At 65.4% G+C, this 19925-nt stretch carries 18 protein-coding genes; 5 read left to right on the forward strand and 13 right to left on the reverse strand.

Annotation, left to right across the window (positions count from 1 at the left end; all coding sequences use genetic code 11):
* Positions 1-117 precede the first annotated feature (117 nt).
* From CT676_RS08445 to CT676_RS08480, 8 genes are all read right to left on the reverse strand, one after another.
* The gene (locus CT676_RS08445; RefSeq protein ID WP_135214369.1) at positions 118-438 is read right to left on the reverse strand and encodes a hypothetical protein; all 321 of its coding nucleotides are present in this window, start codon (positions 436-438) and stop codon (positions 118-120) included.
* Between the two features lie 151 nt (positions 439-589).
* On the reverse strand, positions 590-871 hold the full coding sequence (locus CT676_RS08450; RefSeq protein WP_135214370.1) for a hypothetical protein: 282 nt from the start codon (positions 869-871) through the stop codon (positions 590-592).
* A 102-nt stretch (positions 872-973) separates the two neighbouring features.
* A complete protein-coding gene (locus CT676_RS08455) occupies positions 974-1852 on the reverse strand; it encodes a tripartite tricarboxylate transporter substrate binding protein (RefSeq protein WP_244623114.1) in 879 nt (292 codons plus the stop codon).
* 152 nt (positions 1853-2004) lie between these two features.
* Entirely contained in the window at positions 2005-3135 is a 1131-nt protein-coding gene (locus CT676_RS08460) for an iron-containing alcohol dehydrogenase (RefSeq protein ID WP_135214371.1), read from the reverse strand.
* 13 nt (positions 3136-3148) lie between these two features.
* The gene (gene pdxA, locus CT676_RS08465; protein WP_135214372.1) at positions 3149-4186 is read right to left on the reverse strand and encodes a 4-hydroxythreonine-4-phosphate dehydrogenase PdxA; all 1038 of its coding nucleotides are present in this window, start codon (positions 4184-4186) and stop codon (positions 3149-3151) included.
* A complete protein-coding gene (locus CT676_RS08470) occupies positions 4183-5289 on the reverse strand; it encodes a four-carbon acid sugar kinase family protein (protein WP_135214429.1) in 1107 nt (368 codons plus the stop codon). Before CT676_RS08470 ends, pdxA begins: the two co-directional genes overlap by 4 nt.
* A 2-nt stretch (positions 5290-5291) precedes the next feature.
* Positions 5292-6731 (reverse strand): FAD-binding oxidoreductase, encoded by a 1440-nt coding sequence (locus CT676_RS08475; RefSeq protein ID WP_135214373.1) that lies wholly within the window; start codon positions 6729-6731, stop codon positions 5292-5294.
* A 27-nt stretch (positions 6732-6758) separates the two neighbouring features.
* Positions 6759-7679, reverse strand: a complete 921-nt coding sequence (locus CT676_RS08480; RefSeq protein ID WP_167767992.1) for a dihydrodipicolinate synthase family protein — start codon at positions 7677-7679, stop codon at positions 6759-6761.
* 123 nt (positions 7680-7802) lie between these two features.
* On the opposite strand from CT676_RS08480, the gene CT676_RS08485 reads away from it, so the two are divergent.
* Positions 7803-8636 carry an IclR family transcriptional regulator C-terminal domain-containing protein gene (locus tag CT676_RS08485; protein ID WP_135214374.1) on the forward strand — a complete coding sequence of 278 codons (834 nt, stop codon included), beginning with the start codon at positions 7803-7805 and terminating at the stop codon, positions 8634-8636.
* Positions 8637-8651: 15 nt separating this feature from the next.
* On the opposite strand, the gene rnz is transcribed toward CT676_RS08485, so the two are convergent.
* From rnz to CT676_RS08510, 5 genes are all read right to left on the reverse strand, one after another.
* Positions 8652-9554, reverse strand: coding sequence for a ribonuclease Z (gene rnz, locus CT676_RS08490; RefSeq protein WP_135214375.1), 903 nt, complete (start codon positions 9552-9554; stop codon positions 8652-8654).
* A gap of 66 nt (positions 9555-9620) precedes the next feature.
* Positions 9621-10604 carry an antibiotic biosynthesis monooxygenase gene (locus CT676_RS08495; protein ID WP_135214376.1) on the reverse strand — a complete coding sequence of 328 codons (984 nt, stop codon included), beginning with the start codon at positions 10602-10604 and terminating at the stop codon, positions 9621-9623.
* 14 nt (positions 10605-10618) lie between these two features.
* Positions 10619-12016, reverse strand: a complete 1398-nt coding sequence (gene guaD, locus CT676_RS08500; RefSeq protein WP_135214377.1) for a guanine deaminase — start codon at positions 12014-12016, stop codon at positions 10619-10621.
* Between the two features lie 15 nt (positions 12017-12031).
* Entirely contained in the window at positions 12032-13249 is a 1218-nt protein-coding gene (locus CT676_RS08505) for a multidrug effflux MFS transporter (RefSeq protein ID WP_135214378.1), read from the reverse strand.
* A 397-nt stretch (positions 13250-13646) separates the two neighbouring features.
* On the reverse strand, positions 13647-14420 hold the full coding sequence (locus tag CT676_RS08510) for an alpha/beta fold hydrolase (RefSeq protein WP_135214379.1): 774 nt from the start codon (positions 14418-14420) through the stop codon (positions 13647-13649).
* Positions 14421-14577: 157 nt separating this feature from the next.
* Between CT676_RS08510 and CT676_RS08515 the strand changes: the two genes are divergently transcribed.
* From CT676_RS08515 to CT676_RS08530, 4 genes are all read left to right on the forward strand, one after another.
* A complete protein-coding gene (locus CT676_RS08515) occupies positions 14578-15228 on the forward strand; it encodes a GntR family transcriptional regulator (RefSeq protein ID WP_167767993.1) in 651 nt (216 codons plus the stop codon).
* The gene (locus tag CT676_RS08520) at positions 15225-16754 is read left to right on the forward strand and encodes an aldehyde dehydrogenase (protein WP_135214381.1); all 1530 of its coding nucleotides are present in this window, start codon (positions 15225-15227) and stop codon (positions 16752-16754) included. The genes CT676_RS08515 and CT676_RS08520 overlap by 4 nt, the downstream gene beginning before the upstream one ends.
* Before the next feature lie 77 nt (positions 16755-16831).
* Complete coding sequence (locus CT676_RS08525; RefSeq protein ID WP_135214382.1) at positions 16832-18199, forward strand: MFS transporter; 1368 nt, start codon at positions 16832-16834, stop codon at positions 18197-18199.
* A 223-nt stretch (positions 18200-18422) separates the two neighbouring features.
* The gene (locus CT676_RS08530) at positions 18423-19922 is read left to right on the forward strand and encodes an amidase (protein WP_135214383.1); all 1500 of its coding nucleotides are present in this window, start codon (positions 18423-18425) and stop codon (positions 19920-19922) included.
* The last annotated feature ends 3 nt before the right edge of the window (positions 19923-19925 follow it).

Raw genomic sequence — 19925 nt, forward strand, 5'->3', positions numbered from 1 at the left:
CCCCAAATCGACAGAACAAAGCGGCAGCAACGAGAGAGCGAACAGCCCCGAATGCAACCCTCGTTATGCAACGCGGCACAGAAGATCACAAGGTTCCGCGGGCAAACAATCGAAAGGCTAGTTCGAGCCGCAGACGCGGACCACGATCTCAGCCTTGCCGTTCGCGATCATCACCTGGCCGTATTCGTCCTGCGGCGGGCTCTCCTCGTAACGGAGCAGGATCGTGGTGATCGCTTCCTGCGCTTCGCCGCCCGGCTGCTGCGTCTTGACGTCGAGGATCAGGATCTTCGGATTGATACCTTGCGGCGAGCGCCTGGTTAGCCGGGCCTGCCAGCCATCGGTCGGTACCCTCACGTCGCCGACCATGACCAGCTTGGGCGGCGCGCCCGGCGCCCGGTCGATCCAGGCCTTGAAGGTGTTTCTCAGCAGGACAGTCATGACACGTCTCCTTTGCCAAGCTGCGAATTTGTCCGCCCCGCGTCCCGACCTGTGGCGCCGACCTTTCGCCTATCAAATCAGCGCAACCTGACGGACAGATATCAGGCCCCGACAAACCACCCGATCGCCGCCTCCCCCTTCGACCAGGCTTTCAAGTCGCGGCTGCCGCCTTGGCGCGGATCGCGTTAGCGACGGCGGGGGCCTCACCGCCAAGCGCCTTCACGGCCGGCAAGTTTTCCGGCCCGCCGACGGCTTTGGAGGCTTCCGCAACCTTGTTGATGTCGGGGACGCTCTTCTTCACGAACGCGTCGATGAAGTCGGCGCCAGCGTACCCGGCCGCCAGGACGCTCAGGAGAAATTGCCGGCCGATTTCCTTCGGCTCGACCATAAGCCCCGCGGAGATCCCCGCCACGCATCCGATAACGATCGACACCAGAAACGCCGACCCGTCAAACACGTCCTTGAAGCGGCGGGGGCTCGTGAGGAAGCCGAGCCGACAGCGACCCGATCGTCATCTCCGGATAAGCTACCACCCCTATTCCAGCTTGATATTCGCCGCTTCGATCACCTTCTTCCACCGCTCCGTCTCGGAGGCGATGTAGGCCTTGAAAGGTTCGGAATCGACCGCAACCGCGGCCGCGCCGAGCTCGGCCATCTTCTGCACCGTCTCCGGCTGCTGCATGAAGGCGCGGATCTCGCCCGACAGCTTTTCGACGATGGGCTTCGGCGTGGCCGCGGGAACGAAGAAGCCGTGCCAGGCCACGGCCTCGAAGCCCGGCAGGAATTCGGCGACGGCCGGGATTTCCGGATCGAAGGCGGCGCGCTTGGGCGTTGCCGTGGCGAGCATCGCGAGCTGGCCGGTCTTCACCTGCGGCAGCAGCAGCGGCACGTTGTCGAAGGCAAGATCGATCTGGCCGCTCAACAGATCCGTCAGCATCTGGCTGGAGCCCTTGTAGGGCACATGTACCATCTTGGTGCCGGTCATCTGTTGAAACAGTTCAGCGGCAAGATGCTGCGAGGTGCCGACGCCGGCCGAGCCGAACGAGACCTTGTCCGGGTTCGCCTTCAGATAGGCGATCAGCTCCGGCACGGTGCGCACCTTGATCTTGTTCGGATTCACCACGAGCACATTCGGCACGACGCTGATCTGGGCGACCGGCACCAGGTCCCTGTCCGGCTGGTAGCTGAGCTTCGGACCGTAGAGCGTGGGGTTGATCGCGAGCGCGGAGGTGCTGGCAAGGCCGAGCGTGATGCCGTCAGGCGCCGATTTCGCCAGCCGCGTCACGCCGAGGATCGAGCCGGCACCGCCGACATTCTCGACCACGAACGGCTTGCCCAGCTTCACTTGCAGCTGGTTCGATACCATGCGCGCGAAGATGTCGGCGGTGCCGCCGGCGGCGAAGGGCACGATCACCGTCACCTGCTTGGCCGGATAAGCCGTCCTGCGCCTTTGCCGGCGACGTCGCCAGCAACACGGCTGACACAAGACCAAGCCACATCGATCTCATCGAAGTTTCCTCTACTGTTACTGTTTTGTTGATTGGGTGCCGCGCGCGGCGGAGGTGACTAGAACGCGACCTCGTACATGTTCAGGATCGCATCCCGGCCGAGGTCGCGCGGATTGTTGTCAAGCAGGCGGCGAATGGCGTGCGCCTCGTCGGCCATGACGCCGAGATCGCCCTTGGGCACGCCGAGCGCGGACAGACGCATCTCGATGCCGAGGTCCTTGCAGTACTCGTAAGTGGCGTCGAATGCGAGCTTCGCATCGTTCCGTGCCGGCAGGCCGAGCGCCGCCAGCACCGCGACCGTCTTCGCCTCGACTGCCGGCATGTTGAAGGCCAGCGTATGCGGGAAGATCACGGCACAGGCGAGCCCATGCGCGACATGATGGCGCGTGCCCAGCGGATAAGCGACGGCATGCCCGGCGGTGGTGTTCACTGGTCCAAGGCAATAGCCGCCATAGAGCGAGGCCAGGGAGAGACCCGCGCGTGCCTCGCGATCTCCGCCGTCAGCGACCGCCCGCTTGAGATATTGCCCGACCAGCCGCGCGCCCTCGAGCGCATAAAGGTCGATCATCGGATGCGCCTTGCGGCTGGTGTAGGCCTCGACGCAATGCGCCAGCGCATCGACGCCGGTGGCCGCAGTGACCTCCTTCGGAACGGTCATTGTGAGATCAGGATCGACGATGGCGATATCAGCAAGCATGAAGCGGCTCTGCACCGCCTGCTTGTTCTGGCTGACGGGATCGGTGACGAGCGCGCGGGTGCCGGCCTCGCTGCCGGTGCCCGACGTGGTCGGGATCTGCATCAGCGGCACGCTGCGGCCGGCGACTTTTTCCGGCCCAACGATATCGGCAAAGGCCACGTCGCTGGTGCAGAGCACCGCGACCAGCTTGGCGAGATCCATCGCGCTGCCGCCGCCGAAGCCCACGACGAGATCAGGCGCGACCTCTTTCGCCATCGCCACCGCCTTCTCCAGATTAGGCAGGTCCGGTTCAGGCTTGACGTCGCCAAACACTTTCACTGCACCCGGCAGCGCCAGCGCATCGACGCGGCGCGCATTGAACGGATCGGAAATCACCAGCGGCCGCCTGGCGCCGATCCGCTCGGCGAAGCGCGCAGCAGCCGTGATGGTGCCGTTGCCGAATTCCAGGATGGTGGGACGTTGGATTTCGATGGGCGTGAAGGCGTTGGTCATCGTGCGCTAGATCTCATGACTTGGAGGCGGAGACGCCGGCGGAGAGCCGCTCGGCATAGTCGATGGCCTCGATCAGGCTGTGCTCGTTGGCAATGCCCTTGCCGGCAATGTCGAAGGCGGTGCCGTGATCGACGGAGGTGCGGATGATCGGCAGGCCCAGCGTGATGTTGACGCCGGAGAGCTCCTGCCAGCGCCCGGTCGCGGGATCGACCTGGAAGCCCAGCAGTTTGACCGGGATGTGCCCCTGGTCGTGATACATCGCGACCGCAGCATCGTACTGGCCGGCGCGCAGCTTGACGAAGATGGTGTCGCCGGGCACCGGGCCGACGACGTCGAGGCCATCGGCGACGGCCTTGGCAATCGTCGGTGCCGAAACGTCGATATCCTGCCGGCCGAACAGACCGCCCTCGCCCGCATGCGGATTGAGCGCGGCGATCGCAATCTTCGGCTTGGCGATACCGAGCCGCAGCAGGGCCTCGTTGGTGAGATCGATCACCATGCGCAGACGCTCCGGCGTCAGGCGCTTCGGCACGTCTTCCAGCGCCACGTGGGTCGAGACATGGCTGACGCGCATGTTGCCGTGGGCGAGCAGCATCACCGATCCGCGCACACCAGTGAGGTGCGCCAGCATCTCGGTATGTCCAGGGAAATGATAGCCGGCCTTGTTGAGTGCTTCCTTGTTGAGCGGCGCGGTGACAATCGCGGAGGTCCGCCCGGCCTGCGTCAGGCGCACGCCCTGCTCGATCGCCTTGTAGGCAAAGCGGCCGCCGTCGGCGCTCAAGACGCCGGGCTTGATCGGGGTGCCCTCGACATCCGCCTGGAGGAAGCAGAGGTTCGGCCAGTCAGCATCGTCAGCACCCACCTCCGGAATCGCAACGGCAGCGCCGAGCGCGGCCTTGGCACCCTCGAGCGCGGCGCCGCTGCCGATGATCAGGATGCGCAGATCGCCTGTCGCGATCCGGTCCTTCAGCCCGACGCAGGCCTTGACGATGATCTCCGGGCCGATCCCGGCCGGATCGCCCATGGTAATGGCAAGATGACGAGAGGTCATGTCGGGCTCCCCATATTCAGCAAATGATTGTCCCGGAGCAGATCGCGCCACAGCTCGCTGGTGCCGAACGCGCCGGATTTCGAGATGACGTCGACGCCGGCCCAACGGCCGCCTTGCAGCACCGAGCGCGGCAATCCCGGCACGATACGCCCCGTCACCTGGAGCGCATGCGCGCCGAGCGCAACGCATACGGCCTTCAAGGTCTCGCCGCCAGCGACGATCAGGGTTCCGGGCGGATCGAGCGCCGAAATCAGCGTCGCGAGCTCGCGCGCGATCCGCTGGGCGGCCTCGGTGCGCGAAAGGCCATCCGCGAGCGCGAATTTCACCAGCGCCACGCCATCGTCAGCCAGCTTGCGTTGAACGCCTGCGCCCCCCTCACCTTCGGCCAACGTGATGGTGGCTTCGCCACATGCTGCGAGCTGCGAGGCGGTGGCGGCCTGGTCGGAACCGAACAGCCCAAGCACCGGCCGCTTCAGCCGGCTCGGCGCATCGGCGCGATGGGCGCGGGCGAGCGCGCCGGCCAGCCCGCCGCTTCCGCACCAGAGCACTGGCCCCGGCATCTGCCGTGCCATTTCGACGACGCGATCGAGATCGATGTCGCTCTCGGCATCGAACACCTGAACGCCGCCTTGCGCGAGCTTGTCAGGGCCGCCCTGCCGCGCCTCGATACCTTCCAGTTTCAATTGGTCCAGCAGGTTGTCGCCGACGCGATGCCAGTCCCCCTGTACAGTGCGCGCGAATTGCTGGCCGCCGACGGTACGGCGTCCCTGATAGTCGAAGGCCGGTGCGACCACGCAAGACGCCCAAGGGCCGCCGCGCAGGCAGGCACCGAGCTCGGCCGCCCAGGCACCGCGGAGCAGGCTGTCGACCTTCTTGTAGGCGATCGTCCCACCCTGAAGCTGCGGCGCCAGCCGTCCGACGATCTCGACGCTGTCGGCTTTCGACCGCTCGCGGGTGCCGCTGTCGATCGCGAGGCTTTGCGCGCCCGGAGCCGCGGGCGAATCCGCCCAGGTAACGTCGAACGGTCCGCACAGGCCGACGAACTCCGCCGCGGTGTCGAGCGCGCCGGTGAGATCGTCGGCAAGCAGGCGCACGACCGTCATCGTCATGCTGCTCCCGCGCCAAAGATCTTGCCGGGGTTCATCAGGCCGTTCGGATCGAGCAAGCGCTTGATGCCGCGCATCAGCTCGATATCGAGCGGATCGGCGACACGGGCCAGCCGGACGCGATTGGTGATCCCGATGCCGTGCTCGGCACTGATCGCCCCGCCCTGCGCTGCGGTCTCATCGTCGACGATCTCATTGATTTGCGCCACCAGGGCGGCGGTCGTCGCCGGCTCCTGACAATGCGCACGGTCGATCAGGGCGATCACGTGGATGTTGCCGTCGCCGATATGGCCATGCATCACCACGCGGGCATGCGGTACCGCGGCCATAATTCGCGTCTCGACATTGGTGACGAAGTCCGCCTGGCGCTCCAGCGGCACAACGCTGTCGTGCGAGACGACATAGCCGCTGCGCTTGTTGCCTTCGGACACGCTGTGCCTGACGGCCCAGATCGCTTTCGCCTGCGCGAGGTTGGAGGCCAGGATGACGTCTTCGGCGATGCCGGCCTCCATCGCATCCGCCAACGCCGTGGCGAGCGGCTCGTCGAGATCGACGCCCGCGAGCGTATCAGTCAACTCAACGATCAGGTACCACGGCGTCGTCAGCTCGAACGGGATCGTGACGTGCGGCACGGTCTCCGCGATCGCCTCGATCTGCGAGCGCGACATGATTTCGAGGCTGCCGAGCCGGTCGCCGACCACACCGCGCAGGCGCGCCGTGATCTCGAGTGCCTGCGCGACACCCTGCAATTTCACCAGTGCCAGCGCCGAGCTGCGCGGCGGCGAGAACAGTTTCAGCACCGCCGCGGTGACGATGCCGAGCGTGCCTTCCGCCCCGATGAAGAGCTGCTTGAGCGCGTAACCCGTGTTGTCCTTGCGCAGCGCGCGCAGGCCGTTGAAGATACGCCCGTCGGGCAGCACGGCTTCGAGCCCGAGCACGAGATCGCGCGTCGGGCCGTAGCGCAGCACGGCCGTGCCGCCGGCATTGGTCGAGATGTTGCCGCCGATCTGGCAGGAACCCTCGGCACCCAGGCTCAAGGGAAAGTAGCGATCGACGCTACGCGCCGCATTCTGGACCTCAGCGAGGATGCAGCCGGCCTCGACCGTGATCGTGTTGGCGAGCGGGCTGACGTCGCGAACGGTGCGCATGCGGTCAAGCCGGATCACGACATTGCCATCGTGATCGTCCGGCGTTGCGGCTCCGCACATGCCGGTGTTGCCGCCTTGCGGCACGATCGCAAGGCGCTTGTCGGCGCAGTATCTGACGACGGAGGCGACCTCGGCGGTCGAGCCGGGCTTCACCACCGCGACCGCGCGGCCGCGATAGCGCCCGCGCCAGTCCACCACATAAGGCTCCTGGTCGGCTCCGGACGTGATGACGTGCTTGTCGCCGACGATCGCGGCGAGCCCGGCCAATGCATCCTGGAAGGAGTCGGACATCAGATCGCCTCGTCGTCCGCACCGAGCTCAGGCAGAGGCTGCGAATGCCGCAGCATTCGCCAGCAGCGTTTTCAGCTGGTCCGGCTGCAAGGACTCCAGCGGCGGCCGCAGGCGCTGCCATCCGGCATGCTTGGTGCGATCGGCAGCAAGCGCCTTCAGCGAGGCCATCTGCGGAAATTGCGAGACCAGCTCGCGCGCCTTCACGATGCGCGCCTGCGCCGCCTTGAGCGCCGGATCGTCGTCGCTGTCGCCAAAGTGCTTGAAGACATGGGCAAGACTGCGCGCGACGACATTGGAGGTCGCGGTGATGCAGCCCGCGCCGCCCTTGCGCAGCAGCGGCAGCATCAATGGATCGGCGCCGCCGAGGACAGCGAAGCCCGGAAACCGTTCGACCATCGCCGTCATGTTGGCGAAGTCGCCGGACGAATCCTTGATGCCCGTGAACGTGGCCGGATAGGCCTTGCGCAGCCGCTCGATCAGCGCATGCGAGATCGGCTGCGCCGACATCTGCGGGTAGTGATAGAGGACGACTTTCAGACGCGCATCACCGATGCGCTGCACCACCTCGCTGTAGGAGGCGAAGATTCCGTCATCAGTGACGTTCTTGTAGTAGAACGGCGGCAGCATCACCACGGTGTCGACGCCGACCGAGAGCGCGTGGCGAGTCAGCGCGATGGTGTCGCTGAGCGCGGCAACGCCGGTGCCGGGCAAAAGCCGCCGCGGCGCGATGCCGGCGGCCACCACCGCCTCGAGCAGCGCCGTGCGTTCGGCCACCGAAAAGGAGTTCGCCTCACCCGTCGTGCCCAGCATCGCGATGCCGTTGCAGCCTTCGTCGAGCAGATAGCGACAATGGTCCACGAAGCGCGCATGATCGGGAGCAAGCTCAGCGTCGAGCGGCGTCAACGCGGCGGAGAACACGCCATGAGGGTGCAGCGATGATGTCGACAAAACTTCCTCCGATCGTCAGAACGATGTTGTTCGGAATGCGAACATTTGTTATTTACTGGTGCAGTCGTAAAATCAGCCCGGCCCGACGTCAAGGGCATGGCTGTCATGGTGGGGCATTCGAGCATGGCCAAGGTCGCAGGGAAGGCAGCGAAGCGCGTATCGGAAACTAGCGCCAAAAATCCCAAGAATTATGTCGCCTCCGTCGGCAAGGCCTTTGCCGTGCTCAAGAGTTTCACCAGCGAAACCTTCGAGCTGACCCTGAGTGAGATTGCCGCACGGGCTGATCTCGATCGCGGGACGGCGTTCCGCCTGATCCAGACCCTGACCGAACTCGGCTATCTCCAGGCCGTTCCGCAAAGTCGCCGGTTCCGTCTCGGCGTCGCCTGTCTCGACCTCGGCTACACCGTGCTGTCGCGCGGCTCGTTGCGGCCGATCGTCGAGCCGCTGCTGCGCGACCTCGTCCCAGCGGTCGGCGATGCGGCCTCGCTCGGCATTCTCGATGGCGGCGACGTGGTCTATCTCGCGCGCGTCGGTGCCGGCCTCGACCGTCACAAGATGGACCGCCGGCCGGGCACGCGCATCCCCGCCTACAGCGCCGCGCTCGGTCATGTCATGCTGGCGCATCTGCCACGCGACCAGCAGATCGAGCGGCTCGAGTTGCGTCCTCGCGTCAAACTGTCGGAGCGAACGCTGACCGATCTCGATGCACTGCTCGCCCGGCTCGATCAGGTGAAGAAAAAAGGCCATGCCGTCTCCGACGGCGAGAATGCCTATGGCCTGCGCACGCTGGCAACGCCGATCTTCGACGCTCAGGGTTTTGTGATCGGCGGCCTGAGCGTCACGGTCGATGCGATGCGCATGGACATGGCGGCCTTCCGCGACCAGGCGTTGCCGCGGCTGATGCAGGCGACGGCCCAAGTCCAGGATCTCACGATCAAGTCTGGATTGACGAGCTGAGTGCGGTGATGGCGATTAGATCACGATGTGATCGAAGTCGGCGGCGATCCGCGTATTCGGAAACACCCTTGTCGCCTCCGCCAAGATCTCTTCATCCTCGTACCGTCCCGACATGTGGACCAGCACGAGCTGCTTGACGTTGTTGGCGGCGGCAAACGAAGCGGCTTCGGTGGCTGTGAGATGGCCGTAGTCCCGCGCGGTCGCGGCGTCACGATCGAGGAACGTCGCCTCGATCACCAGCATGTCGGCGTCGACGACATGTCGGGATAGACCATCAGTGGTTTCAGTGTCGCCGACCACGACGAGCTTCGTACCGCCGCCCGGCGGGCCCAGGACGTCCTCCGGATCGATGGTTCGGCCGGCGATCACGACCGGTCGTCCGGCGGCCAGCTCTCCGCGCATCGGCCCGTCCGGGACACTGAGCGACGCAAGCCGCTCGGGCAGAAGGTGGCGGCGCGCGGGGCTTTGGAAAGAGAAGCCAAAGCTGTCGGTGTCGCGGTGGCGAACCGGAAAGCAGTCGATGGTGAAGTCACCGGCATCGATGACTTGCCCCTCGCTCAGCGGCGCGAACGCCACAGGGATCGGCGCCCTGCCCGCGCCCCACAAGCCCGCGAGCATGCGAACGACGATGTCGAGCGTGCCCGGGCCCGCATGAACGGTCATCACATCGGAGGTCTGCCGCAACCCCAGCGTCGAGAAGAGACCGGGGATGCCGAGCACGTGATCAAGATGCCCGTGCGTCAGCAGGATGCGGTCGAGCCGGCGAAAGCCGGCGCCGCTGCGCAGCAACTGGCGCTGCGTGCCCTCGCCGCAATCAACCAGGATGCGCTTGCCCGCGGCCTCCACCAGGAGGGCCGGATGGTTGCGCTCCACTGAGGGAACGCTTGCCGAGGTGCCGAGAAATGTCAGGGCGAACATGGTCGTCAGCGTCCAGAGACGGGCATCTCCCCGACAGCACCGCAACGGTCCGCACGGTGGATGGCCTCACCGTCCCCAATGCCATGCGAGCAGCAGCGCGTACAGGCCCATCGAGCCCGCATAGAGCGCGGCAAGCAGTGCATATCCCGCGATCTGGCGGCCGAGCGCTGCCTTTGGCTTGATCCACCAGTCGAGCGCCCTGAAGGCGGCCGGCACGAGAAACCAGCCGAGCAACTGGGTGCTCACGAGATTGCCGACGAACAGCGACAGCCAGACCGGCACGCCGTGGCTGTCGATCAGCGGCCCGCTGATGAAATAGCCCCAGAGATAGACTACGGGATAGAGCACCAGCAGGACGATGAGGTTGCTCTTCCAGATCAAGCCAGATCCTTGCTCCGGAGCCCGCGTCTTGCCGGCCGGGAACCAGAAATTGAAGCCGTAGCTTGCCCGCTTCACGTTCATGCCGGCGTTGAAGCGCGCGCCTTCCTCAAGCAGCGTCTGCCGCAAGGGCGAGTCCAGCCATGCATTGAGGTTGGCATCGCTGTCGAACGACAGGATGACGATCCACTCGTCGTGCAGGCCCGGGATAGGCCGCTCGATCTTGTGGCGCAGGAACCCCTTGAACTCGGCCTCCGCGGCCTGGATGCGCTGTTGCCATTTGAGGAACGCATCCTCGAGTCCATCCGGCACCTTGAACGAGATGACGGCGGAGACCGCGCTGTCGCGCTGAACGCCGGTGTCGGGAAGGATATGGACGTCCTCCGACCCGACGAAGAAGCGCTGCACGTCCGCGATCAGCCGCGCCCGCACATCGCTCTGAAGCCAGGCGCGGGCAGCGGCCGGGTTCGCGAAACGCAGGATGGTCACCCAGTCCACATGCGCCGGCGGCTGCGGCGGCACGACCTCCTGACTGAGGAAGCCGGGCCACGCCTTCAGCGCCTCGCCGACCTCGCCGTTCCACCGCGCGAACGCGGCAAAGCCGTCGTCGGCAATGCGGCGCTGGATGACGAGGGCGACCGCCTGGGCCGCCGGATCCGGAGATGCGCTCATCGCGACCGTCCGCTTCAGCTCTGCTTGTAGAGACGCTTGCCCATCACCCAGGTCTCGTCGACGCACCGGTCGTCGCCGACCATCATGACGGCGAACAGCATGTTCGCGGCGTCGTCGACCGTGCGCGGACCAGCACCGTCGGCGATCAGCGACTGGTGCCAGGGTTGCGCCAGCTGGCCACCATTCGGATCGAGCGCGACGAAATCGGCTTCCTTGCCGGGTTCGAAATTGCCGAGCTTGTCGTCGATATAGAGGCCTTCGGCGCCGCCGAGCGTGACCGACCAGAAACCGCGATAGGGCGAGAGCTTGTTGCGCTCGGCTTCCGCAAGATCCTTGCGCGCCGGATCGATGCTGCCGTCGAGCATCGTGTTGTTGCACATGCCGACCTTGTAGGCGTCGTCGAGCACGGAGATCATCGAGAAGCGGTTGCCACCGCCGACGTCGGTGCCGAACGACATCTTGACCCGATGCTCGGGATCGGTGGCACGGCCGAGGCGGAACAGACCGCTGCCGAGGAACAGGTTCGAGCACGGGCAGAACACCACCGCGGCGCCCTTCTTGGACATGCGGCGGAACTCGTTGTTCGAGAGATAGACACCGTGGCCGCCGGAGAACTTTGGCCCGACCAGGTCGAACTTCTCGTAGACGCCGAGATAGTCCTCGCAGTCCGGATGCTCGACCAGCACGCCGCTGCATTCGGCCGGGTTCTCTGAGATGTGGGTGTTGACCCAGCAGTCCGGATGCTCGTGCTTGAGGCGCTGACATGCCTTGAGCAGCTCCGGCGAAGCGCCGAAGGCGAAGCGCGGCGTGATGGCGTAGAGGTTGCGGCCCTTGTTGTGGTACTGCGCGATCAGCCGCTTGCTGTCGCGATAGAAGTTTTCGGGCGTGTCGATGAACTCGGCCGGCGCGTTGCGGTCGATCCCGGTGAGGCCCGCGATCACGCGCATGTTGCGGCGCGCCGCCTCCTCGAACAGCTCTTCGGTCGCGACCGGCGAGGAGCTGGTGAAGGCCTGGCAGGTGGTGGTGCCGGCGGCGAGCAGTGCGTCGAGAAAACGCTTCACGCCGTCGCGCGCGTAGTTGCGATCCTTGTACTTGATCTCCTCGGGGTAGATCGACTTCTGGAGCCACGGCAGCAGCTGCTCGCCATAGGCACCGAGCACGCGGGTCTGCGGCAGATGGATGTGGCCGTCGATGAAACCCGGGACGATGATGCGGTCCTTGATATGGGTGATCTCGACGCCCGGATGCGCGGCGGCAATCTTGTCATGGGGACCGAACGCCTTGATGACGCCGTCCGTGACGACCATGAGGCCGTCCTGGTGAAAGCGCGCGGCAGCCTGCTCGTTGCCGATGTGCTTCCAGGGGTCGTCGACGAAGTCGAAGAACGTGCCGCGAATACCGACGGTGGTCATGAATTGGTTCCTTCCTTAAGTCTGTGTGGCGTGGCGTGCCGCAGGCAACGAGATCGCAAGCAGCGTCCCTGCGACGGCGCAGAGGCCGAGATAAAGCCAGCCGATCGGCGCCTGGGTCGCTTCGGGCAACACCGCCGCGATCGCCATGGCGCCGCTGACCGCGAGATAGCAGAGCGCGCTGATGAGGCCGCCGATCAGGCCGTGGTCGCGCTCGAACAGGCCGAGCGCCATGCCGTACATCATCGGGCACAGCACGCCGCAACCGCCGAGCACCAGTGCACCGCCGATCGTGATCGACATGAAATCGAGACCGACGGCCAAGCCGGTCGCGGTCAAGACTACAGCGCCGGCGAGAAACAGCGCGAAGGCGCCAAAGCCCATCACGCGGGCCGGCACGAAGCGCGCGAAATGCGCACAGCCGAGCTCACCGGCGAGATTGACGCCGCCAAGACCGAGCGCGACGAGGCCGTAGATGGCCGCGGAATAACCGAGGCCGGTCTGATAGAAAAACGGCGCGACGACGCCGAACGCCAGTTGCGCGCTGGCCGCGGCGGCGAACACCAGCACGAAGGCCAGGAAACCCGGACGGACGAGCGCTTCGCGGAGAATGCTCGCCGTGCGGCGCGGATCGAACGGCGCGCGTCGCTCGGCCGGCAGCGTCTCGGGCAGAAGCAGCACGACGATCGCAGCGACGATGGCCGCAGCGATGGCGATGATGACGAAGACCCCGCGCCAGGACGTCAGCTCGACGATGAAGCCGCCGGCCGCCGGTGCGAGCACGGGTGCAAGCCCCCAGGCGGCGCCAAGCAGTCCCGAGATCGCCGTGAGCTCGCGGCCGCGAAAGCAGTCGGCCGCGACCGCATAGGCGACGACGAGGCAGGTGCAGCCGCCGACGCCCTGCAGGAAGCGCAGCGCGAGCAGCAGCGATGCGCTGGTGGCGAGCGCACAGGCGATGCTTATCGCGATGAGAACCGATAGCCCCGCAAGCAGAACGTTACGGCGGCCGAGCGTGTCGGAGGCAACGCCGACGGGCACCAGCGCCAGACTCATGCCGAGCATGTAGGCGGTGACGGTGTTCTGCATCGACGCGGAATCGGTTGCGAGGTCCACCACCATCTGCGGCAGGCCCGGCGTATAGGCATCGAGCGGAATCTGGCTGAACGGCACCACGCATAGCAGGATCGGCACGATCCCGCCCTTCGCGCGACCAGCGTCCGAAGCAACTGCAGTCATGGCTCACGCCCCCTCGATGCCCGCGGGTCCCGTCTTTTCGTGCGCGCAATAAGAGGCGACGATGCAGGTTGCGGATATTGACGCGCGGAGCGTGCCAGAACTGTGTATAAAAACTCTTAGGAGGCCCGCTTCAATGCGGGCGGCTCATGCTCTGGTCCTCGCTGCCTGGGGCTGCTCCAATAAAAAATGCGAAAACAACCCCATGCACAGTACAAATCATTGAAGAATTTCGCGCCGGCATGGCGCGATCCTAGCCCCCGAGGACGTTTGACACGTCGGGCAACACAGGCGCAGGACTGCACTATCCCCGCTTGTGAATTCCCGCCGCACAGACGCCATTAACCGTTCGGAAGGCATCGCCGTTTCGAGCGCAGGGTCGGCATCGGCAAGGCGCAGATCAAAGCAGGAAACCCTTGAGAGCTCCGAGAAACTGCCGCGGCGACTGAAGCTGCGGCACGTGCGCGCAGCCCGGAATGACCTTGAGTTCGGCGCGCGGCAAACCGGCAGCCAGCTCGTGCGACATTGGCGGAGGCGTCGCTTCGTCGTGCTCACCGACCAGAACGAGGACAGGAACTTTCACCGCGGCAAGTTCGGCGCGGAGATCGAGGCTTGCCAACGCGTCGCATGCGCTGCGAAACACATCGGGATCCGTCTGCAGAAAAGCTTCACGACGATCCCGCATCAGTTCGGGATGCCGCTCCTGAAATTCGGGCGCAAACAAGCGTCGCATCGCAACGTCAGTAATCGCCTCGAGGCCCTTCTCCCGAGAGACCCTCGCCATGTTGCGAAACGCCTCGCGGCCGGGCTCCGAGAACGCCGCGCCGCAATCGGCGAGGACGAGCTTGCTGGCGATCTCCGGGTGCCGGATCGCCATCTGCAAGGCGACGAAGCCGCCATAGCCGTTGCCGAGCACGATCGCCGGCGCACCGCCCGCAGCCTCCTTCACGGCCTCCGCCATTCTGTCTGCGACAACGACGAGCCCGCCCTCGACCGCACGTGAGCGGCCGAACCCCGGCAACTCCGGCACGATGGTGCGAAACGATCCCTCAAGCTCGGGCACGATCGCATCGAAGCTCGCACGGTCCGACAACAGCGAGTGGAAGAGAAGCAGCGCCGGCCCATCGCCCGATTGCGCGGCGTTGACGGTCCCGTTGGCAAGAAGCCTGTCCATATCCGGTCTTTCCTTAACTTCGTCGGCGGGATCACACCCGTTCGCGTGCCGTGGAGGCCCCCGATTGATAAATCAACTGTCAGGGAATTCAAGCATTTGGCGCTTGACGTGAAATATCAGACTTGTCAGATTATGGCCAACAAGGTCCCTGACAATCATGCTTTTGCGCGAAAACATCTACGATCTTCTCAGATCTGATATTTTAGCCTGCCGCTTCGCTCCGGGCGATGAAATGCGGGAGCAGGATCTGGCCGAACGCTATTCGGTGAGCCGCCAACCGGTTCGGGATGCGCTTTTGAGGCTGCAGCGCGAGCACCTGGTGACGGTGCAGCCGCGCCAGGGCTACCGGGTCACGCCGATCTCGCTGTCGGACGCCCGCGACCTCCTCCGCTTCCGTCTTGCTCTGGAGCCGGCCTGCGTCGCCGAGGCGATCGAGAGCGCTCCCGACAGCGTCCTGAAATCGCTCGATGAATTTCGCCGCTTCTCCGGCAACCACGAAGACTTCATCGCCTACAACCGCGGCTTCCATTCCGCGCTGGCTCACGCGTCTGGCAATCGCCGCATGGCGACGGCGCTGTGCGACCTGATCGGCCAGGCCGACCGGCTGGTCCGCGTCAGCGTGTCCAATCTGAAGGGTCACGATCCGGCAAAGCTCGTCGCCGAGCACGTCGCCCTGATCGACGCCATGCAGCGCCGCGAAACGCGAACCGCGGCGCGCATCATCAAGGCCCATATCGGGGCCACCGAAAAACGCGTTCTGCCGGCGCTCAAGCGCAACGCCGTCATCGTCGAGGAGAGATCATCATGAACATTCCGTCGAAACCTGCGTCGATCGACGTCGAAACCCACGGCAATTTCATCGATGGACGTGAAGTCGAAGCCGGCAACGGCGTGATGCTCGACGTCCGCAACCCCGCGACCGGCGACGTGATCGCCCGCATCCCCAATTCGACCGCCGAGGACATCGACCGCGCCATGAAGAGCGCGCGCGCGGCGTTCGAAGGCAAGGCCTGGGGCGGCATGGACACGCGCGCGCGTGCCAGACTGGTCAATAAGCTCGCCGATGCTTTCGAGGCCAATCTCGACAGCCTGTACCGGCTGGAAACCCTCAACAACGGCCGGCCGGTCAACGAGACCCGCGCCCAGCTGTCCCGCCTGCCCGATTTCTTCCGCTACTTTGCCGGCGTTGCGCTGGCGCGTCGGGACTCCGTGATCCCGGTAGAAGGCGCGTATTTGAACTACACGCTTCGCACGCCGATCGGCATCGTCGCCAATTGCACGCCGTTCAATCATCCCTTGATGATCCTGTGCAAGTCGCTGGCCGTGGTGCTGGCGACGGGATGTGTCACCGTGGTCAAGCCGTCCGAATACACGCCGCTGACGACGTTGAAGCTCGCGCAGATCTTCACCGAAGCCGGCCTTCCGCCCGGCGTCTTCAACATCGTTCTCGGCCTCGGCCAGAACGCCGGCAAGATGCTGGCCGAGCATGGCGACATCAACAAGCTGGTCCTGACCGGCGGCACCGAGGCCGGCCGCATCGCCGGCAGCGCGGCCGCAAAAGTGTTCGCGCATCAAACCATGGAGCTCGGCGGCAAGACGCCGGTGATGGTGTTCGACGATTTCGACATCGACCGCGCCGTCAACTACGCCGCGTTCGGCGCCTTCATCGGCGCCGGACAGACCTGCGTCTGCGCCTCGCGTCACATCGTCCAGGCTTCGATCTATGACGAATTCGTCGAGAAACTGCAGGCCAAGACCCGCACGATCCGCGTCGGCGATCCCTTCGATGCGAACACCCAGATGGGCCCCGTGATCTCCGCCCGGCAGCGCGACCGCGTTCTCACCTACGTAGGCTACGGCCACGAGGATGGCGCGCGTCTGGTCACCGGCGGTGTTGCCGCGAAGGTGCCAGGCCACGACAACGGCTATTTCGTCGAGCCGACCGTGTTCGCCGACGTCACATCGGACATGCGCATCTTCCAGGAGGAAGTGTTCGGTCCCTTCACCTCGGTGACGCCGTTCAAGGACGAGGCCGATGCGCTGCGGCTTGCCAACAACTCGCCCTTCGGCCTCGCTGCGGCCATCCGAACCCGTGACGTCGCCCGCGCGCACCGCGTCGCCGCCTCCGTCAAGGCCGGCATCGTCTGGATCAACGATCACCACCGTCTCGACCCGGCTTCGCCCTGGGGTGGCGTCGACGATTCCGGCATCGGCCGCGAATGCGGCACCGAAAGCTTCAACGACCACTTCAACACCAAGAGCGTGATGGTCGCGACCCACGAGCAGCCGTTCGACTGGTATCGCGACACGGCCAACCAACTGCGCCTGAACTAGCAAAAAAACGACAAGCGGCCGACCGCCCATAGAAGGCGGGCCGCATCGACCAGAACAACAGTCAGGGGAGAGCGTATATGTCGACATTGGTGAACGCAGGCAGCCGTCTGGATCGGCTGCCGATCGGGCCATTCCACCGCCGCATCATGCTGCTGATCGGCATCGGAATGTTTTTCGACGGTTTCGACATCTATATCGCCGGGACCGTGCTCAGCGTCACGCTGAAGACAGGCTTTTCAACCCTCGCCCAGAACGCGGTTTTCATCTCCGCGACCTTCGTCGGCATGATGCTGGGATCATTCGGCACCGGCTTCCTCGGCGACCGCTACGGACGCCGCTTCACCTATCAATTCAATTTGCTCCTTTTCGGCGTTGCCTCCCTGGCCGCGGCGTTCTCACCGAACATGGCCTTCCTGATCGCCTGCCGCTTCGTGATGGGCATTGGGCTCGGGGCGGAGAACGTCGTCGGCTATTCGACGATGACGGAATTCGTGCCCGCGCGCACCCGCGGCAAATGGCTCGGCTTCACCACCGTGTGCGTCGTCACCGGTTTGCCCGTGGCGCTGTTGGTCGCGTCCGTGGTGGTGCCGCAATTCGGCTGGCGCTCCATGTTCGTGCTCGGCGGCGTCGGCGCGCTCGTGGTGTGGTACATGCGCAAGTCGCTGCCGGAATCGCCGCGCTGGCTGGAAGCTGTGGGACGCACCGCCGAGGCGGAAGCGTTGATGCAAGCCATCGAGAAGGAAGCCGCGCAGGGTCAGCCGCTGCCCCCTCCCGCCGCCACAACACCGGTGCCGGCATCTGCCGATCTCGGCACGCTGTTCACCGCGCCCTTGCTCTCGCGGATGATTGTCGGCGCCGTCTGCCTGATCACCATCAACACCCTGCTCTATGGCTTCGTGACCTGGCTGCCCGTGTTCTTCGTCAAGCAGGGCCTCTCGATCGCGACCTCGTTCGGCTATTCGCTGCTGATGGCGCTCGGCGCGCCCGTCGGCTCGGCCATCGGCGCGCTAACCGCCGACCGCTGGGGCCGCAAGCCCACCATCATCGGTGCATCCCTGATCACGGTGATGCTCGGAATCCTCTACCCCATGATCTCCGACCCGATCCTGCTGCCGGCTGTCGGCTTCGCGCTGACGGTACCGATCTACGTCCTGGTCGCCCTTCTGTTCGGCATCTATATCCCCGAGCTGTTTCCGACCGAGGTCCGCCTGCGCGCCTCCGGCATCGTCAACACGCTGGGGCGCGGCGCCACGATCGTCACACCGTTCCTCGTCGTATCGCTGTTCGAGACGCGCGGCGTGGCCGGCGTCATGGCGCTGATGATCGGGCTGCTGGTGGTGCAGATCATCACGGTCTGGGCGCTGGGCATCGAGCCGCGGCATCGCAGCCTCGAGGAGCTCAAGGCGGAGGAATCCGCGTCGCCGGTGCTGAAGGAAGCTTCCTGAGGCTCTCCACCGCGTCATGGCCGGGCTTGTCCCGGCCATCCACGCCTTGAGACGCCGCACTGAGAACGTGGATGCCCGGGACAAGCCCGGGCATGACGACCAGATGCGATAGCGTCGTAGCCCGGATGAAGCGATAGCGTAATCCGGGTCATGCATCCGCGTCGGGATATCTCCCGGATTGCGCTGCGCTCCATCCGGGCTACAAGGTCTCAGCCGGGATACAATGGAGCTCGTGATGACAGCAGATGCCACTGACCTGGACTACAGCTCGATCAGCACACTTCTGAGCGCGCTGCACGCTCGCAAAGTGTCCGCGTCGGAGTTGCTCGCGCATACAATCGCGCGCATCGAGGCGTTGGACGGGCGGATCAACGCGATCATCGTCCGCGATTTCGATCGCGCGAGAGAGGCCGCGCGCGCCGCCGATGCCGCGCTTGCCCGCGGCGAGCGACAGCCCTTGCTCGGCATCCCCGTGACCCTCAAGGAACCGTTCAACGTCGCCGGCCTGCCGACGACATGGGGCTTCCCGCATTTCAAGGACTTCCAACCGGCGGAAGACGCCCTTATCGTCTCGCGGTTGAAGGCGGCAGGCGCCATCATCATCGGCAAGACCAATATCCCGATCGGCTTGCGGGACTTCCAAAGTTACAACGACATCCACGGGACGACGAACAACCCGTGGGACCTCGGCCGGTCACCCGGCGGCTCCTCGGGCGGATCGGGCGCGGCGCTGGCGGCTGGTTTCGGTCCGCTCTCGATCGGCTCGGACATCGGCGGCTCGATCCGGGTGCCCGCGCATTTCTGCGGTGTGTTCGGACACAAGCCGAGCCTCGGCCTGGTGCCGCTGCGCGGCTACAGCCTGCCGCCGGCACTACCCGTCCCCGGCCAGGGCGATCTGGCTGTCGTCGGGCCGATGGCGCGCACCGCCTCCGACCTTGCGCTGTCGCTCGACGTGATTGCCGGCCCCGACGAGACGCGCGACGGGATCGGCTATCGCCTTGCGCTACCGGCCCCGCGGCACAACGATCTCAAGGATTTCAGGATCCTCGTGATCGATACCCATCCGCTGATGCCGACGGGCGATGCCGTGCGTTCAGCCATTGGGCGGCTGGCCGACCGGCTCGACAAATCTGGCGCGCGGGTCGCGCGCGCGAGCACCTCGCTGCCTGATCTCGCCGACTCCGCGCGGCTCTACATGAAGCTGTTGAACGCAGCGCGAAGTCCGCGCCTGACACCGGCCGCTCTCGCAGAGGCGCAAGGAGTTGCCGCGGCACTCTCGCCCGACGACCGCAGCCTGCAGGCCGAGCGCGCCCGCGGCTGGGGCATGATCCATCGCGAATGGCTGGCGACCGACGCGGCGCGCTTGCAGTTGCAGCAGCGGTGGCAGCAGTTCTTCCGCGAGTTCGACGCCGTGATCTACCCGGCCGCCGCCGTGCCGGCCTTTCCGCACGACCAGTCCGAACCGTTCGACGCGCGGCAACTGGACATCGACGGAAAGCTGCACCCTTACGCCGATGCGTGCTTCATCTGGGCGGACCCGGCCTCGACCTGCGGACTGCCGGCGACCGCCGTCCCGGTCGAACGAACGCCGTCGGGCCTTCCAGTCGGGGTTCAGATCATCGGGCCTTATCTCGAGGACCGCACGACGATTGCGCTGGCCGGGTTGATTGAACGCGAGTTCGGTGGCTTCGTCGCGCCGCCGGCGCTGCAATCGTCAAATTGACAA

Source organism: Bradyrhizobium sp. MOS001 (assembly GCF_004634465.1).
Classification (GTDB): domain Bacteria; phylum Pseudomonadota; class Alphaproteobacteria; order Rhizobiales; family Xanthobacteraceae; genus Bradyrhizobium; species Bradyrhizobium barranii.

What these genes read in the sequence shown, in the direction of transcription:
- pdxA (WP_135214372.1), bottom strand. Translation starts at nt 4,186, where the DNA reads ATGACCTCTCGTCATCTTGCCATTACCATGGGCGATCCGGCCGGGATC.
- CT676_RS08475 (WP_135214373.1), bottom strand. Translation starts at nt 6,731, where the DNA reads ATGTCCGACTCCTTCCAGGATGCATTGGCCGGGCTCGCCGCGATCGTC.
- CT676_RS08530 (WP_135214383.1), top strand. Translation starts at nt 18,423, where the DNA reads ATGGAGCTCGTGATGACAGCAGATGCCACTGACCTGGACTACAGCTCG.
- CT676_RS08485 (WP_135214374.1), top strand. Translation starts at nt 7,803, where the DNA reads ATGGCCAAGGTCGCAGGGAAGGCAGCGAAGCGCGTATCGGAAACTAGC.
- guaD (WP_135214377.1), bottom strand. Translation starts at nt 12,016, where the DNA reads ATGACCACCGTCGGTATTCGCGGCACGTTCTTCGACTTCGTCGACGAC.
- CT676_RS08515 (WP_167767993.1), top strand. Translation starts at nt 14,578, where the DNA reads ATGCTTTTGCGCGAAAACATCTACGATCTTCTCAGATCTGATATTTTA.
- CT676_RS08495 (WP_135214376.1), bottom strand. Translation starts at nt 10,604, where the DNA reads ATGAGCGCATCTCCGGATCCGGCGGCCCAGGCGGTCGCCCTCGTCATC.
- CT676_RS08460 (WP_135214371.1), bottom strand. Translation starts at nt 3,135, where the DNA reads ATGACCAACGCCTTCACGCCCATCGAAATCCAACGTCCCACCATCCTG.
- CT676_RS08525 (WP_135214382.1), top strand. Translation starts at nt 16,832, where the DNA reads ATGTCGACATTGGTGAACGCAGGCAGCCGTCTGGATCGGCTGCCGATC.
- CT676_RS08445 (WP_135214369.1), bottom strand. Translation starts at nt 438, where the DNA reads ATGACTGTCCTGCTGAGAAACACCTTCAAGGCCTGGATCGACCGGGCG.
- CT676_RS08520 (WP_135214381.1), top strand. Translation starts at nt 15,225, where the DNA reads ATGAACATTCCGTCGAAACCTGCGTCGATCGACGTCGAAACCCACGGC.
- CT676_RS08470 (WP_135214429.1), bottom strand. Translation starts at nt 5,289, where the DNA reads ATGACGGTCGTGCGCCTGCTTGCCGACGATCTCACCGGCGCGCTCGAC.
- CT676_RS08510 (WP_135214379.1), bottom strand. Translation starts at nt 14,420, where the DNA reads ATGGACAGGCTTCTTGCCAACGGGACCGTCAACGCCGCGCAATCGGGC.
- CT676_RS08505 (WP_135214378.1), bottom strand. Translation starts at nt 13,249, where the DNA reads ATGACTGCAGTTGCTTCGGACGCTGGTCGCGCGAAGGGCGGGATCGTG.
- rnz (WP_135214375.1), bottom strand. Translation starts at nt 9,554, where the DNA reads ATGTTCGCCCTGACATTTCTCGGCACCTCGGCAAGCGTTCCCTCAGTG.